Raw genomic sequence first — 14,655 nt, forward strand, 5'->3', positions numbered from 1 at the left:
AATTATACGTCCGACCCGATATGTTGCTCAACCTCCGGTGAGCGTCGTTCGCGTGGGGTCGCCGAGTGCACGGCTTGTCGCCGAGTGCACGGGATATCCACGTCGACGATCCGTGCACTCGCGGGCACGCCGTGCACTCGGCGACCCCACGCGAACGACGCTCACCGGAGGTTGAGCAACATATCGGGTCGGACGTATAATTTCCGTGAATTCCGGCGGGCTGAAAGGGCGCCCGTTCGACCGCACGATGCAGGGATCTGCATCCTCGGATGCGGTGCGCTCCTCGACAGCCGATGCCGGCCGACTGATTGGAGTGTTGAGATGTTCACGATGCCCGATCCCCGATTCGAGCTCAGGAAGATCACCGATACCGAGTGGCTGATCCTCGACCACCGCTACGCCGCGGATGACTCGCGCCGCACGGTCGCCTGCATCTATCAGGTCGACACGGTCGAGGTCGAGGCCGTCTGGCTACGAGACCTGCCGCTCGCGACCTACTACATGTCTGCGGCGGATGTTCTGGAGGACGTGCAGCGGTTCCACTCGCCGAGCCGTGCCGGACGCCCGGTTCCGATCCCGCATCTGCCCCCGCTGGCCACCGCCTGACGTCGACGAGACGCCGGCGGGCGAGCCGACGAGGGTCGGGATTGTCCGGCCCGGCGCACGCGTCTGTCAATGGGCACGCGTGCCCGGGCCGGCAGGGTGAGACTGAACTCCCCACCCCTTTCGTCCGAACGGAGTCTCTGATGTCAGATCCGCAGAACAACCACGATGACCAGCCCCTCGTCGACGCCGTCGGCATCGACCCGGACATGCCGTCCACCGATGACGACATCGACGAGGACGACGACATCGACGTCGCCGACCAGGACGAGTGACCTGATTCGCACGTGCGCAACCCCCTGGCGTTCTCTTCCGGAGCGTCGCATCCTCGGGGCATGACACACCCAGACGACATCAAACAGCCCCTGGACCACCTGCCTCCCCTCGAAGAGCGGGACAAGGCGATCGAGATCGAAGAGCCGAGCTATCCGACCTCCGAGGCACCCGTCGGCGAAACCCACGCCTCGCCCGAGACGGCAGCCGAACCCGGCAAGCCGAACCGGCACGGCGTCGACAAGCTCCCGCCCGGAACGAACTGACCGCTGAGGACCAGCGGTCGGATCGCTTCTGCGGGTTCGCCGGTCGACGCTCACCGGATGCCGACAGTGTCCTGGGTATCCGGCGGCTCGGCGCTCGGCCCGCCCTAGGCTTCAGAGGTGCCCCGACCCGCTGCCTCTCGTCGACGGACGGTCGCGAGGGTCGCGGGCGCACTCTTCGCCTTCGCCACGGCCGTCGTGCTCGGGCAGCTCGGGGTGTCGGCAGCGACCTCGGGCACGGCCTCCCTCCTGATCGGGCCGCTCGATGAGCGCAGCCTCATGAGCCTCGCGATGCTGATCGCGTTCCTCTCCCTCGGCATCGGGCTGTGGAGCGTGGATGCGCCGCGGTGGATGCTGGCGCTCAAGATCATCGGCATCGTCCTCGCCGCCTGCGCCACCGCCCTCGCGGCCGTGGTCATCACGCTCGTGGGCGACGCGAAAGCCACGCCGCTGCTGCAGGGCGACTGCGATACGGGCTACGTCGTCGTCGAGCACCGATCGCTGAGGGGGTCGAGTGGCACGGTGTATCGGCAGGACGGCCTCATCGCGACCTCGGTCGCGCGGACGTCCGGCGACGACGCGTACGAGCCGTTCGCGATGGGAGGTTACGCCGTGACCCAGGCAGATGGCACCCTGTCCGTCTCGTACGCGATCAACCGGCCGAACGCGGGCTCGAATCCGCTGGGCACCTACGCGGGGGCTTTCTCCGTGCCCGTGCTCGAAGGGCGTACGCCGCAGTGCGGTCTCGACGCGCACCGCGAACCGCTTCCCTCCCCGGCCCCCGCGACGACTCCCGAGCCGGCGCCCGTGACCGCCGCATCGGTCGATGACGAGACGACGGAACTCGTGAGCGCCTCTCTCGACGCCGCCTCCGGAACCGCCGTCGACGCATCCGGCGCTCCGATCGACACCGCCGCCCTGCCCATCCGCTCCGTTGCGTGTGCCGAGGGTCCCGGCACCCGCCGCGAGCTGCGGCTCGACTTCCGCACCGACGACAACACCCGATCGGTCGCCGACATCCTGAAGATCTGGGACCGGGCCGGGTACGAGAAGGATCGTGCCATGCAGGAGGACATCCGCTACAGCGAGGGCCGCCCCGTGGAGCGGATGAGCGTGCGGGAAACATCGAGCACCGACGGCCTGGTCCACCTCACCGTGAGCTCGGCCTGCATCGTCGAGTAGCGAGCCGTCCGGGCCGGAGGATCTAACCGTCGCCCCGCTTCTCCGCCTCTTTCTGCACCTTCTCCGCCTGCTTCCTGGCCTCTTCTTCAGCCTTCTGCTGCGCCTTCTCTGCTTCCCTGGCCGCTTTCTCGGCGGCTTTCTGCTCGTCGGTCGGCTTTCCACCGCCGGGCTCGGTGTCCTCGGCGGGCACGACCGGCTCGGCAGGCTGCACGGGAGCGTTCACGGGTGTCACGGAGGGCTCCGGAGTCGTCGCGGGAGACTGCTCGGTGTCGACCGTGTCGGTCACGTCCGGATCCACGGCGCCTATGCCCGACAGCCACACCCCGGTCAGGACGGATGCCGCGACCGCCGCGACCACCGCGCCGCCGATGATCCCCCGGCGACGTCTGCGAGCCTTTCGCGCTGTCCGACCGCGCGGTCGGACAGCTCCGTCGGGAAGAAGGAGGGTCGGGGTGGTGGCCGGCGATGACGCGGTGCCCTCTGCGGCCATCGCGGCGACCGTGGCCGGGACGGCAGGACGCGGAGGCGCAGGAGGTGCCGGACGCGACGATGCTGACGCTGCCGTCGCGAGTGCCGACGAGGCAGCGAACACCTCCGAGGCGCGCGGCCGATCACCCGGGTCCGCTGCCAGCATCCGGGTCAGGAGGGTGGACCACTCGGATCCCAGCGCCGCCGGCACCTCCGGCGTCTCGATGAGCCGGGCCATCGCGGCACCGATGCCCTCGGCCTCCGGGAATGCTCGCACACCGGTGAGGGCCTCGAGCAGCACCAGCCCCAGCGAATAGATGTCGGCGGGCGGAGCGGGCGGCTCCCCTCTCAACTGCTCCGGGGCGAGATACGCCGCGGTTCCGATCACGACGCCGGGGGTGGTGAGCCGCGCGCCGTCGACGAGGACGGAGATCCCGAAGTCCGCGAGCTTCGCCCCCGACCGGCTGCCGGCGAGCGGGGTCCGCGACACCAGCACATTCGACGGCTTGATGTCACGATGCACGATCCCCGCGCCGTGCACGACATGCAGCGCCTCGGCGAGGTCCGCTGCGAGCCGGGCGACCTCGGCGGGCGCCAGGGGCCCCTGCGCGATTCGGGCGGACAAGGTCGGCCCATCGATGAACTCCATCACCAGGTACTCGGCTCGCCCCGGGACGAGCTGCGCGTCATAGAGCGTGACCAGGCCGGGGTGATTGAGCGAGGCGAGAACCGTCATCTCGCTGCGCGCACGACCGGATGACTGGGCCTCGTCCATCTCCTCGCGCAGCATCTTGATCGCCACGGTGCGGCCGAGAAAGATGTCGTCGGCGCGATACACGCGTGCCATCCCGCCCTGTCCGACGCACTCCTGCAGCTGATAGCGCCCATCGAGCAGCGCTTCGGTAGGAAGCGAGTCATCGGTCATCGTCGAATCCTCCTGACGCCCGTCGGGTATCGGGCGGCGAACGCCCACCTTACGGATTCGACGCGCTCGAGGCTCGGGCCTTGACACACGCCTGAACCGTCCCGATCTCCCGCGCCTCCTGGGAGGATGGTCGCATGATCCAGGTCGACGACGTCGAGGTCACCGCGGGTGACGTGACCCTCCTCGCCCCCGTCTCGGTGGCTGCGGAGCGCGGCGCGGCACTGGTCATCCGCGGCAGGAACGGCAGTGGCAAATCGACATTCCTCCGCGTTCTGGCCGGCGCGCGGCAGCCGTCCAGCGGGACGGCGCGGATCGCCGGCGAGCCGATCGCTCCCCGCGACCGTGGCTTCCGTCGACGCGTCGCCACGATGATCGGGCTGCCACCCATGGCGCCCGATCTGACGGTGTTCGACCACGTGCTGCTGGTCGCGACCACGTGGCTCGACGACTCCGATGCCGCGGCGGCTCTCGCGCATCGCGTCGTCGCGGAGCTGGGCCTGGCCGCGCTGGGGCAGCGATTCCCCCACGAACTGTCGTCGGGGCAGACGCAGCTGTTCGGCCTCGCACTGGTGCTGGCTCGGCCGTTCGACGTGCTGATCCTCGATGAGCCCGAGCAGCGGCTCGACGCGGAGCACGTCGAGGCGGTCGTGCGCGCGTTGCGAGCCCGGCGCGACGCGGGGACGACGATCGTCCTCGCCACGCACAGCTCGGCGCTCGCTGACGCGCTCGCCGATCAGACGCTCTGGTTGGATGCCGCGGCATGAGCGGCCGCACCTCCGCCGCGATCAGGATCTGGCGTGCCCGCAGCGTCCGCACGAGCGGCGACCGCGCCTACGTCGTCTACTTGGCACTGATGGTCGCCCTGGTGGCGGTGGCGCCGTTCGCGCGAGCGGTGTGGTTGAGCGTGACGAGCACCGAGAGCATCGCGGTCTTCGCGTCCCCCGCCGCGCCGGGGATGACAGCACTCGTCGTCGCGGCGCTCTGGGCCGGCGCGGTGCTGGTGGGCCGGGATCGCGGCCCCGCACTTCGTTCGCCTCTCCCCACCTACGCCCTCGCCACCAGCGACCTGCCACGCTCCGGCGCATTCCGAGGCCCGGTGCAGCGCGCGGGTGCGACGCTGACCGCCGTGACCGCCGTGTTGGCCGCGCTCGTCGCCGTCGGCGCGAACGGCAGCGGAGCGGTCGGGCCGCTCGGCGTCGCCATGTTCGCCACGGTCGGCGCGCTCATCGGGATGATCGCCACCGTCGCCTGGCTCGCCGGCCAGGCACTTCCGCGTGCTGCGGTGCCGATCGCTGTCGGAACACTCGCTCTCGGCATCGTCTCCGCCGCCGTCCCGGTCATGCAGCCGTACGCCCCGTGGGGGTGGGTCGGGCTCCTGTATCCCGGCAGCGGATCACCGCACACCCTCACCGCGCTGCTCGCACTGGTGGCACTCGCCGGAGGGCTCGTGGCGACGGGGCCGATGCTTATGAACCGGCTCGCACTCGCGGAGTTGCTGGCCCACGCGGCGCGCTGGGATTCGGCGACCATCCATGCGACCGGCCTCGATCTGGGTGCGGCCGCGACGGTCTACCAGGGCCGACCGCACCTCGGTCGTCGGCTCCGTGCCGTGCGGGCGGTCGGGTCCCGGGCTGCCGTGTTCCTGATCCGCGATGCGATCGGGGCGATTCGCACGCCCGGCCGGCTCGCCGTCGGTGTCCTCGCCGTCGCCGCCGCGGCGACGCTCTTCACACTCTCGTTCGCCCCGGCAGCACCTGCCTGGACACTGGGTGCCGCGGCCGGGGTGATCTTGTTCGCCGGCCTCGGCCCTCTCACCGACGGCGTCCGACATGCCGCGAGTGTCGCCGCGGACTTCCCGCTCTACGGTGTCAGCGACGAGCGGCTCCTCGCCGGTCACGCACTCTTTCCGATCGCGGTCACTACGGTGGTGCTGCTCACGGTGGTCACCGCGTGCGCGCTCGTCGCCGGCATCGGAGTGGTCGCGCCCCTGGTGAGCTCGATCGCGCTCGGGCCCCTCTCCGTCGTCGCCCGCATCGCCAACGCCGTGAAAGGTCCACTCCCGCCCGCATTGCTCACCCCGATTCCCACCCCGATGGGCGATCTCGGTGCCGCCGTTCGTCTGGCCTGGGCCCTGGATGGCCTCTTCTTCGCGGCGCTGATCGGTGTTTCCTCGGCCCTCGTGTTCACGGCGCCCGTCCTTCTCCTCGTCGTCGCAACTGCTCTGATCGGCATCGGCGTCCCGCGCTGGCGCCATCGCCGCTGACCGCACCGGTACTGTTTTCTCAGGAGAACGGAGCCGATCATGGATGCTGCCGATGCGATCGGGCTGATCGCCGAGATCCTGTCGTGGATCGGCCTCGGGGTCGGTCTCCCCCTCCTGCTCATCGTCTTCCTGGTGAAAGTGCACGATGGCCGCTGGGTGCCGCAGGAGGTCTTCATCCTCGAGGACGACGGCCGCGCCCGTGCCCGATGGTTCACCGCCGGCGACTTCTGGGAGCGCCCGCTCCGCGCCGACGAATCCGGCCACTGGCAGGGCCGCGAAGAGGTCGATGCGTTCGTCAGCGAACACCACCCGAGCCTGATGCGATTCGAACCCCGCCGGCCCCTCCTCCATGCCGTGCAGGTGCTCGGAGTCACGCTCGCCAGCGTCGGTGCTGCGGCGGTCGCGCTCTCGATCATCCTGCTTTTCGTGGGGTGAATCGACGGCGGCCGGCCTGACAGGCACCGGCATTCCGCGGCAGGATGGAGGCATGCCCGTTCCTCCCCTCTCTTCACGCCCCTGGCTCGACTCGTACGCGGAGGGCGTCCCCGCAGACATCGACGAGCCGACGCAGACCCTCCCGGAGATGCTGTCGGCGAGCGTGAAGGCGTTCGGCCGGCGTCCGGCGCTGGACTTCTTCGGCGCGGTCACCACCTACCGGGAGCTCGGGGAGCAGATCGAGCGAGCCGCCGAAGGTCTCCGGCGGCTCGGGGTCGGCAAGGGCGACCGCGTCGCCCTCGTGCTTCCCAACTGCCCGCAGCATGTCGTGGCCTTCTATGCGACTCTGCGACTCGGCGCGATCGTGGTCGAGCACAACCCCCTCTACACACCGCGGGAGCTGCGACACCAGTTCGAGGATCACGGTGCGCGCGTCGCCATCGTGTGGGACAAGGCCGCCGACATGGTCGCAGGTTTTCCCGCCGACCTCCGGGTCGAGCACATCGTCAGCGTCGACATCACCGCGGCGATGCCCCTGTCGAAGCGCGTCGCGCTCCGACTCCCGATCCCCAAGGCTCGTGAGGCGCGAGCGAAGCTGACCGGCACACCGAAGGCACGGCACCTCGTCGCCTGGAAGAGTCTCATCGACCATCGCCGGCTCTCGCGACGCGTGCCCGGTCCCGCCTTGGGCGACACCGCGCTGTTGCAGTACACGAGCGGGACGACGGGCGTTCCGAAGGGCGCGATCCTCACGCACTCGAACCTCCGCGCCAACGCGATGCAGGGGCGGGCGTGGGTACCAGGCCTCGTCGACGGCGAGGAGACGTTCTACGGCGTGCTGCCGTTGTTCCACGCCTACGGCATGACGCTGTGCCTCACGTTCGCGATGAGCATCGGCGCGCGGCTCGTCCTGTTCCCCGCGTTCGATCTGGGGCTGGTCACCGCCGCGGCGCGCTCGACTCCGCCCACCTTCCTCCCCGCCGTGCCGCCGATCTACGACGCTCTGGCTCGCGCAGCCACGCGCGGGACCATCGATCTCTCGACGGTCCGCTTCGCCATCTCCGGCGCGATGAGCCTTCCGGTCGCGACGGTGAAGCGGTGGGAGGAGGCGACCGGCGGCCTCCTCGTCGAGGGCTACGGCATGACCGAGAGCTCGCCGGTGGCACTCGGCAATCCGATGGGGCCGACCCGTCGTCCCGGCACCGTCGGCGTGCCCTTCCCGAGCACCGAGATCCGCGTCGTCGACCCCGAGGACACCGATGTCGACATGCCGGCCGGCGAGCGCGGAGAGCTCCTCATCCGTGGGCCTCAGGTCTTCCAGGGCTACTGGGGGCGTCCGGGCGATACGGCGGATGCGCTGCTGGCAGACGGCTGGCTCCGCACCGGAGACATCGCCGAGGTCTCGGCCGACGGGTTCGTGAGCATCGTCGACCGCCTCAAGGAACTCATCATCACGGGCGGGTTCAACGTGTCACCCAGCGAGGTGGAAGACGTGCTCGCGGCGCACCCGGATGTCACCGCCGCCGCCGTCATCGGTCTTCCGAGGCCGCACGGCGGAGAAGACGTCGCCGCCGCGGTCGTGCTCCGCGAGGGCGCCGCCCTCGACGTGGATGCGCTGCGCGACTTCTGCCGCACGCGACTCACGCCCTACAAGGTACCGCGCCGCATCACCGCCGTCGATGAGCTGCCGCGGTCGCTCATCGGCAAGGTGCTGCGCCGCCAGGTGCGCGACGAGCTGCTCAAGGATCGCTGAGGGGTCGAACCCACCCGTCAGTCACCGGACCGGCCCCGGCCGTGGGCGAGTGCACCAGAAGTGGCTCGCTACTTCGTCGCGTTCGGGTGATGCGTGTGCACCTGCTCGATCAACACGTCGCCACCGTCGACGTAGAACCAGATTCGCGCATCACCCTGGGCGGTCGGCTTGTGCTGCCAGCGCTCGTGACGAGCGTTGCCGCGCTGGATGAACTGCAGCTCGCCTCGCAGCGGATAGTTCGTCGGTGTTCGCTCGAGAGGGCTTCCCGTGAGGAAGTCCCATGTATCGGCCATGGGGTTGCGGATGGTCGCGACGAGGTCGCGCCAACCCCTGCGGGCGCCGGCGGTCGCGTATCGGATCGTGTATTCGGTCTTCTTCGTGGGCCTGGCGACCAGGTCGTCCTTGGCCACGCTCAGGGACGCTCGATCAGCTCGTCGTGATCCAGCCACTCCGCAGGTCGAGCGGAGAGCCCTGCGGCGATCGCGGTCGCCGTCTCCCGCCAGGACGTGAGCTCCGCGATCGCCAGATGGGGCTGTCCTGTGGCGAACGATGCGCGAGCCGCATCGACGAGATCCCGTGCGCACGTCGCCTGGTCGGTATCGGAGAGCGCCAGCATCCACGGGAAGCGGTCAGCCATCCGCGACGCGAGAGTGCCCTCCTCGTCGAGCGTGACCGTGATCAGGTCGGCGGCGAACTGCAGCAGCGCCGCGCGGGCGTCGGCCTCACGCTGCGACATCAGTACGAGCGGCTCACCGTCTCGGCGCGTGATCTGGACCGTGTGGTCCTCCGCCTCGGCGAAGACGTCAGCGGAGTGCTTGCTGAGATCGGACGAGCGCCGAGTCGTCGTGCGGAGGTCGTTGAGGATCGTCATGCGTTCATTCTATTCGGAATGTGTTCGGAAGTCTAAGGATGGTCCTGGAGCGCTTCGCCCTCGCATGGATCTCACAGAGTTCGAGAGCATGGTGACTTCATGACGCTAGGCAATTACCCGGTCAGGCCCTCGATCGGGGTGACCGATATCGAACGGTCGGCGGCGTTCTACGAGCAAGTGCTGGGCCTCGTCCCCGTGAGCATCGGCCCGAGTGCCGGAATCCAAGGAGGCGCTCGGTTCTACGCCTGCGGGCAGGGGACCGTGCTCAACGTTTTCGAGACGCCCACTGCGGGTTCGACGCGCTCGACAGTGGCCACCTGGTACGTCGACAACATCGATGCGGTCGTCGCCGGATTGACGGCGGCGGGGGCGCAACCCGTCCGCTACGAGGGATTCGGGCAAGACGATCATGGGATCGGACCGCGTGCGGGCGGTGGCCGCATCGCCTGGGTGGAAGACCCCGACGGAAACACCCTCGCCATCGAGTCCGACGATTGACCCCGTGAGCGACCACGGGCACCGCGAGGCACTCCCCGCTCAAGAGCGGGCGGAGCTGGAGCGCCGTCTGGCCGACATCCAGGTCGAACTCGAGGTGATCGCGCGCGAGCGACTGCGCGGGACGCTCGCCACGTTCCCCCCGGACGATGGCGAGGAAGAACTCGAGGCCGAAGCCGACGCCATCCGCGTCCGACTGGGGACTTCTCCCGCGATCGGACGCCCGCCGCGGGGGAGCTCGCTGGGCTGGGCCGCGCTGGTCGTGGCGATCGCCGCCATCATTGTGGTGGTCGCACTGCTCACCCGCTGAGATCTGCGGAGGTCAGGCGAGGTGCCGACCCAGCGCAATGAGGAGACCGCGCGTGCCGTCCTCACGCCCCTGCCCGTCCGCCCAGAACTGGTCGAAGAAGACGCCGTGCTCCGTGTGCGTGAAGCGGGTACCGGCATCGATCGGTTCGAACTCCAACGACGCGACCGACGTCGACATGTGGGCCCCGTCGAGCCACATGTCGTACGTCGTGACGATGCGGACGTGTTCGACGATGTCGGTGTACGTCGCCTCGTACCGTGAAACCGGACCGCCGTGGAACTTGCCCTCGTCGATGTCGCGGCCGCCGACGCGGAAGTCGAACACCCACTCCCGAGTACTGATGCGGTCGGCGTCGCCCCACCAGCTCCGCTTGCTGTCCTCGTCGGCGAACGCCGCCCAGACGCGCTCGATGGGCGCCGCATAGTCGCGGGTCAGGGTGAATCCGGAGCGCCCGAGCCGGCGTTCGATCGTCATCCCCGCCTCCTATCGGGCCAGAGTGACGTGGATCGCGCCGCTCTCGGCGACTTCTGTCGTCACCTCGTGGGTGAGTTCGAAGCCGACCAGGTCGTCCCACAGTCGATGCCCTCGACCGAGGAAGATCGGGGCGACCATGAGGTGCAGGTCGTCGATCAGCCCTGCGCGCAGGAAGTCTCGCGCCGTTCGGTACCCTCCGCCGACGCGCACGTCGAGGTCGCCGGCGGCCTCCTTCGCCTCGGCGAGCACCTCGTCGATCGGGGCGTCGCGGAAGTGGAAGGTGGTTCCGCCGTTCATCGGAAGCGGCGCCCGAGGTGCCGTGTGGGTGAGGACGTAGACCGGGGTGCCGAACGGAGGCGTGTCACCCCACCAGCCCTTCCAGTCCGGATCGTCGGGGAAGGAGTGGAGTCCGAACATGCCGGCACCCATGATCTCGGAGCCGACTCCGTCGAAGAACGCGGCCGCATGACGGTCGTCGACGCCAGTCGTGCCTGCGCCGCTCGTGTCCCCGAAGACGTTCTCGCGAAAAGTTCGGGTGGCGGCATACGCAGCGGTAAGTCGCGCCCAGTCTTCGCCCATCGGATTCTCGGGGGTCGCATCCGACGGCGTATAGCCGTCCAGCGAGGCGAACAGGTCCATGCGGACACGTGTCATGTCAGTTCTCCTTCGGGGTCGTGAGAGCGAGATGGATGCCGAGTCGGTCGGCGTGGTGCTCCGCGGGTGTGCGCTGCTCGCCGAGCCACAGGTGCAGCACGTCGAGGGCGCCGGGTCGCAGGCTCACGGTGCGCACGCGCCCGAGCTTCTCCGACGTGACGACTCCGGCACCCTCGAGCACGCTCAGGTGCTGCAGGAACGACGGCAACGCCATGTCGAACGGCGCCGCGAGATCCGAGACGACAGCGGGAGACTTCGCCAGCCGTTCCACGATGGCGCGACGCGTCGGATCCGCGAGAGCGCGGAACACGGCGTCGATCTCTTCGTGATACTTAGGCATGCACCTAAGTATCACGAAGGATCGACATCTCGTCAAGCGGGAGGGAGGCTATCCGGTCGTCACGCCCGGCTCCGCGGCGAACGGCACCATCCCGAAGCCGCGGTAGATCCGCGCCGGGCTCACGGCCCGCCCCTCGGCCACGGTGAGGGCCACGTTGCGGATGTCCCTGATCGACCGCGTCGGGTCGCCGTCGACGAGGATGAAGTCGGCGGCCTTGCCCATCTCGATCGTGCCCCGGTCTTCGGCGCGGTGCAGGTGCTCTGCGCACTCGATCGTGGCGATGCGGAGCGTGTCGACCGGACTGATGCCGGCATCGACGAAGAGCTCCAGTTCGCGATGCACGGTGACGCCGGTGCCGTCATCCGTTCCCGGCCACAGCTTCACGCCCTTCTGATGCAGCCGGACCACGATCTCCTGAAGGCGCCGGAACGCCGTCTCGTAGCTGTCGAGTTCGGCCTGGTCCCGGTAGGGCACGTAGGTACGTCGGCGATAGCGGCCGACGCCCGCCGGGAAGTGCTCGATGACCGGCTCGTGAGCGGCGATCACGGTGCGCGCCCTGCTCAGCATCAGCTGTTCGAGAATGACCAGGGTCACGTCGAGGCTCACGCCCCCGTCGACCATCGAGGTCATGGTGCGCTGGACTCGCTCCGAGTCGAGGTCGAGGTCGGCGACCCGGGTGAGCGCCGTCAGCCGCAGCGGCGTGCGCGTGTCCTCCTCCGGCTCCAGCACCCAGCCGAGTGCGAGCTGGTTCAGGTGCGTGATCTCGTCGTACCCGTCGGCGATGGCCCGATCGGCATCCATGAACGCCGGCACGTGGCCCTGCACCCGCATCCCCCGGTCGTGGGCGCGCGCGGCCGTCTCGGCGACCCAATCAGGTGTGAAGGAGTTGTAGATCTTGATCGCGTGGAACCCGCGGTCGGCATACCAGTCGACGGCTGCGCGCGCCTCGTCCAGACTCTCGACGACGTGGCCCATCCGCATCGCATGCGCGCTCCGGCCCTCGATGAAACCGGCGGGCACGGCGGAAGGCCCGCGCACCTCCCCCGTTTCGATGGCGCCCATCAGGGCGGCGAGCGCGTCGTTGTCGTTGCCCATGTCGCGGATGTTCGTGACTCCGGCGGCGATGTACAGCAGAGCGGATGACGTGTCGAGATGAGCATGCATGTCGTGCAGGCCGGGGATGGCGGTGCGACCGGCCCCGTCGATGATCGTGGCGCCGTCGGGAACCGCGATGTCGGGGCCGATCCCGGTGATGCGTCGCCCGTCGACCACGATGGTCTGCGGATCGCCGACCTGCCCGCTCACCGGGTCGAAGATGCGCACGTCGCGCACGACGAGCGTCCCGCCCTGGTGCAGCGTGGCCTCGCGGGAGAGCGCGGCGAAGCGGCGTCTGGTCGCTCGCTGCAGCGCCGCATCGATCTCGGCTGCCGCGGCGACGAGATCCGGGTGGAGCAGCAGCTCGCCGTCGGAGATCCCGAGCACCTCCCCGGTGACGCGGTCTCGCAGCACGTACTGCGGCCGCAGCTGCACACCCGTGAGCGCGAAGGCCTCGACATCACGGCCGCCGACTTCACCGAGCGGCACCGGGACGACCGCGACCTCCCCGGCCGGCAGCAGTGGAACAGGCCCTCCGGTGGCGAGGGCACGCTCGACCAGCAGCACCAGGCCGTACGGGCTGGCGTCGGCGGGAAGGTAGAAGCCCTCCGCCGTGGTGGTGCCCTCGTCGGCCTGGCTGCTCCAGCGCGCCGCCCCGTCGGGGTCGATCGCGAACCTCTCGTGCACCGTGCCGCCCATGAGCGACGTGCCGTCGATCTCCCACCGCACCGGCAGACCGGCATCGAGCCGGAGTGTCTCGGCGAGTCTCGCACCGCGGCCGTTGTTGTCGACCTCGTAGACGATGCGGGTGAGGCCGTCCGGATCGGTGTCGGCCGAGAGTGATCCGACAGGCTCGCCGTTGGACACGAGGATCAGTTGCACCGTCATCGGCGGGTCCCTGCTTTCGAGGTGTGGGTGATGGTTCGGCCGATCGCGTCGCGGGCCTCGACGAGAACCGTCTCATCGAGGGAGTGCCCGGCGATCAGCGGACGGATCTCGACGGCGGATGCCGGCACGCCGGAGTGCCGCACCGCGTGGATCGTGCTGGCCAGCGTGGTGGCGAGGTCGAAGTAGCCCCCGAGCAGGAGGACGCGCAGGTCAGGCCGCTCCGTCGCGACCTCGCCGAGGTTCGTCGCCACCGAGGTGCGGAAGATGGGCGGCATGGCCTCTGCCGGACGCCAGTCCCAGGCGAAGTTCAGGTCGAGGGAGAGCGACACGTAGGGCTCGTCCGCATCGACGGGTGCGCGCAGCTCGTCGCGGAGGTACCGGGCGATGGGGGCCGAGTGGATGACGTTGCCGCGGCCGAGGCCGAGAGCCGGGTCATCTGCTGCCGGCGGACGACCATCGGGATGGGGCTCGGACAGCGGACCGGTCACGCGCACGTCCAGCCGCCCGACGACGAGTCCCTCGTCGGCCCGCAGGCGGCGGAGGAAGTCCTCGCTGCCCACTCGCAGGTCGGCGGCGAGCACGGCATCCGGCGAGAGGCCCACGAGCTCGGCGATCCGTGCGGCGAGGCGGATGCGGGTTTCGGGCTCGAGGGCCGCGCCACGGTGCAGCGCCGGGAGCACCTCGTCGACGGCGAAGCGCTCCACCTCGGCCCAGACCTCCGCGACGTGGTCGACGCCCGCGCAGACGTCACCGTGGAACCAGGCCGCCACCGCCATCGTCGGCAGCGCGAACACCGTGGCGAGGTCGTTCTCGGGCGCCTCGGCGACCGTCGTAGCGTCGAGCATCGGCGAGATGAGGGTGATGCTGTCCAACCGCAGATCCGTCAGCTGCGGGGCGACGGCGGCGAGCCGGTAGCCGCCGAAGCTCTCTCCGATCAGATGGATCGAGGCGTGCTCCCGGTCGTTCGCGCGGAGCCAGGCGCGGACGAAGGTCTCCACGGCATCCGCATCGCCGGGCACCGTGAGCAGCCGAGCCTTCGCCTCGTCCCGGAGCATCCTGCTGAACCCGGTGCCGACCGGGTCGACGAAGACGAGATCGGCCGCGTCGAGCAGCGAGACGGCGTTCTCGACGACCTCACCCGAGCGGAGGATGCGCGGACCCAGGGCGTTCATGTGCAGCGGAGACGACGAGGCGCCGGGGCCGCCGTTCCACAGGAAGGCGACAGGGCGCTCCGTGTCGGAATCCCGGACGTAGCTCGTCGCGCTGATGGTGGCATCCGGTTCGCCGTCGGGCCCGAGGAGGACCAGTTCGCTCCACCGCGCGACGCCTTCGCCGAGGTCTGCGCCGAGTGACACGCGCCCCT

The 14,655-nt window shown here is 69.6% G+C and carries 18 protein-coding genes; 10 read left to right on the forward strand and 8 right to left on the reverse strand.

Annotation, left to right across the window (positions count from 1 at the left end):
• The first annotated feature begins 330 nt into the window (after window positions 1-330).
• The 4 genes from CQ034_RS18780 (at window position 331) to CQ034_RS18790 (ending at window position 2,321) form a co-directional block, all read left to right on the forward strand.
• Window positions 331-606, forward strand: a complete 276-nt coding sequence (locus CQ034_RS18780; protein ID WP_258134277.1) for a hypothetical protein — start codon at window positions 331-333, stop codon at window positions 604-606.
• Between the two features lie 140 nt (window positions 607-746).
• The gene (locus CQ034_RS19805) at window positions 747-878 is read left to right on the forward strand and encodes a hypothetical protein (protein WP_258134278.1); all 132 of its coding nucleotides are present in this window, start codon (window positions 747-749) and stop codon (window positions 876-878) included.
• A gap of 60 nt (window positions 879-938) precedes the next feature.
• A complete protein-coding gene (locus tag CQ034_RS18785) occupies window positions 939-1,142 on the forward strand; it encodes a hypothetical protein (protein WP_029262377.1) in 204 nt (67 codons plus the stop codon).
• Window positions 1,143-1,259: 117 nt separating this feature from the next.
• Window positions 1,260-2,321: a hypothetical protein gene (locus CQ034_RS18790; RefSeq protein ID WP_105712289.1), complete on the forward strand. Its 1,062-nt coding sequence runs from the start codon at window positions 1,260-1,262 to the stop codon at window positions 2,319-2,321.
• 22 nt (window positions 2,322-2,343) lie between these two features.
• Here CQ034_RS18790 and CQ034_RS18795 read toward each other — a convergent pair whose 3' ends face one another.
• The gene (locus tag CQ034_RS18795; protein WP_105712290.1) at window positions 2,344-3,714 is read right to left on the reverse strand and encodes a serine/threonine-protein kinase; all 1,371 of its coding nucleotides are present in this window, start codon (window positions 3,712-3,714) and stop codon (window positions 2,344-2,346) included.
• Between the two features lie 134 nt (window positions 3,715-3,848).
• On the opposite strand from CQ034_RS18795, the gene CQ034_RS18800 reads away from it, so the two are divergent.
• The 4 genes from CQ034_RS18800 to CQ034_RS18815 are packed head-to-tail and all read left to right on the forward strand — an operon-like array spanning window position 3,849 to window position 8,165.
• Window positions 3,849-4,478 carry an ABC transporter ATP-binding protein gene (locus tag CQ034_RS18800; protein WP_105712291.1) on the forward strand — a complete coding sequence of 210 codons (630 nt, stop codon included), beginning with the start codon at window positions 3,849-3,851 and terminating at the stop codon, window positions 4,476-4,478.
• Window positions 4,475-5,977, forward strand: a complete 1,503-nt coding sequence (locus CQ034_RS18805) for a hypothetical protein (protein WP_105712292.1) — start codon at window positions 4,475-4,477, stop codon at window positions 5,975-5,977. The genes CQ034_RS18800 and CQ034_RS18805 overlap by 4 nt, the downstream gene beginning before the upstream one ends.
• A gap of 39 nt (window positions 5,978-6,016) precedes the next feature.
• Window positions 6,017-6,412, forward strand: coding sequence for a hypothetical protein (locus tag CQ034_RS18810; protein ID WP_105712293.1), 396 nt, complete (start codon window positions 6,017-6,019; stop codon window positions 6,410-6,412).
• A gap of 52 nt (window positions 6,413-6,464) precedes the next feature.
• Window positions 6,465-8,165: a long-chain-fatty-acid--CoA ligase gene (locus CQ034_RS18815; protein ID WP_105712294.1), complete on the forward strand. Its 1,701-nt coding sequence runs from the start codon at window positions 6,465-6,467 to the stop codon at window positions 8,163-8,165.
• A 68-nt stretch (window positions 8,166-8,233) separates the two neighbouring features.
• Here CQ034_RS18815 and CQ034_RS18820 read toward each other — a convergent pair whose 3' ends face one another.
• Entirely contained in the window at window positions 8,234-8,575 is a 342-nt protein-coding gene (locus CQ034_RS18820) for a hypothetical protein (RefSeq protein WP_105712295.1), read from the reverse strand.
• A 2-nt stretch (window positions 8,576-8,577) separates the two neighbouring features.
• Window positions 8,578-9,036, reverse strand: a complete 459-nt coding sequence (locus CQ034_RS18825; protein WP_105712296.1) for a prevent-host-death protein — start codon at window positions 9,034-9,036, stop codon at window positions 8,578-8,580.
• 99 nt (window positions 9,037-9,135) lie between these two features.
• Here CQ034_RS18825 and CQ034_RS18830 point away from each other — a divergent pair, with 99 nt between their 5' ends.
• Window positions 9,136-9,534, forward strand: coding sequence for a VOC family protein (locus CQ034_RS18830; RefSeq protein ID WP_105712297.1), 399 nt, complete (start codon window positions 9,136-9,138; stop codon window positions 9,532-9,534).
• Between the two features lie 4 nt (window positions 9,535-9,538).
• Window positions 9,539-9,841, forward strand: a complete 303-nt coding sequence (locus CQ034_RS18835; protein ID WP_105712298.1) for a hypothetical protein — start codon at window positions 9,539-9,541, stop codon at window positions 9,839-9,841.
• Between the two features lie 12 nt (window positions 9,842-9,853).
• On the opposite strand, the gene CQ034_RS18840 is transcribed toward CQ034_RS18835, so the two are convergent.
• From CQ034_RS18840 to CQ034_RS18860, 5 genes are read right to left on the reverse strand one after another with little or no spacing between them, the layout of a single operon-like run.
• Entirely contained in the window at window positions 9,854-10,315 is a 462-nt protein-coding gene (locus CQ034_RS18840; protein ID WP_105712299.1) for an SRPBCC domain-containing protein, read from the reverse strand.
• Between the two features lie 9 nt (window positions 10,316-10,324).
• Window positions 10,325-10,969, reverse strand: a complete 645-nt coding sequence (locus CQ034_RS18845; RefSeq protein WP_105712300.1) for a dihydrofolate reductase family protein — start codon at window positions 10,967-10,969, stop codon at window positions 10,325-10,327.
• Between the two features lies 1 nt (window position 10,970).
• Window positions 10,971-11,309, reverse strand: coding sequence for a helix-turn-helix transcriptional regulator (locus CQ034_RS18850; RefSeq protein ID WP_105712301.1), 339 nt, complete (start codon window positions 11,307-11,309; stop codon window positions 10,971-10,973).
• Between the two features lie 48 nt (window positions 11,310-11,357).
• Entirely contained in the window at window positions 11,358-13,292 is a 1,935-nt protein-coding gene (locus tag CQ034_RS18855) for an amidohydrolase family protein (RefSeq protein ID WP_105712302.1), read from the reverse strand.
• On the reverse strand, window positions 13,289-14,647 hold the full coding sequence (locus CQ034_RS18860; RefSeq protein ID WP_181156382.1) for a hypothetical protein: 1,359 nt from the start codon (window positions 14,645-14,647) through the stop codon (window positions 13,289-13,291). Before CQ034_RS18860 ends, CQ034_RS18855 begins: the two co-directional genes overlap by 4 nt.
• Window positions 14,648-14,655 lie beyond the last annotated feature (8 nt).

This window comes from Microbacterium sp. MYb45 (assembly GCF_002979655.1).
GTDB lineage: Bacteria > Actinomycetota > Actinomycetes > Actinomycetales > Microbacteriaceae > Microbacterium.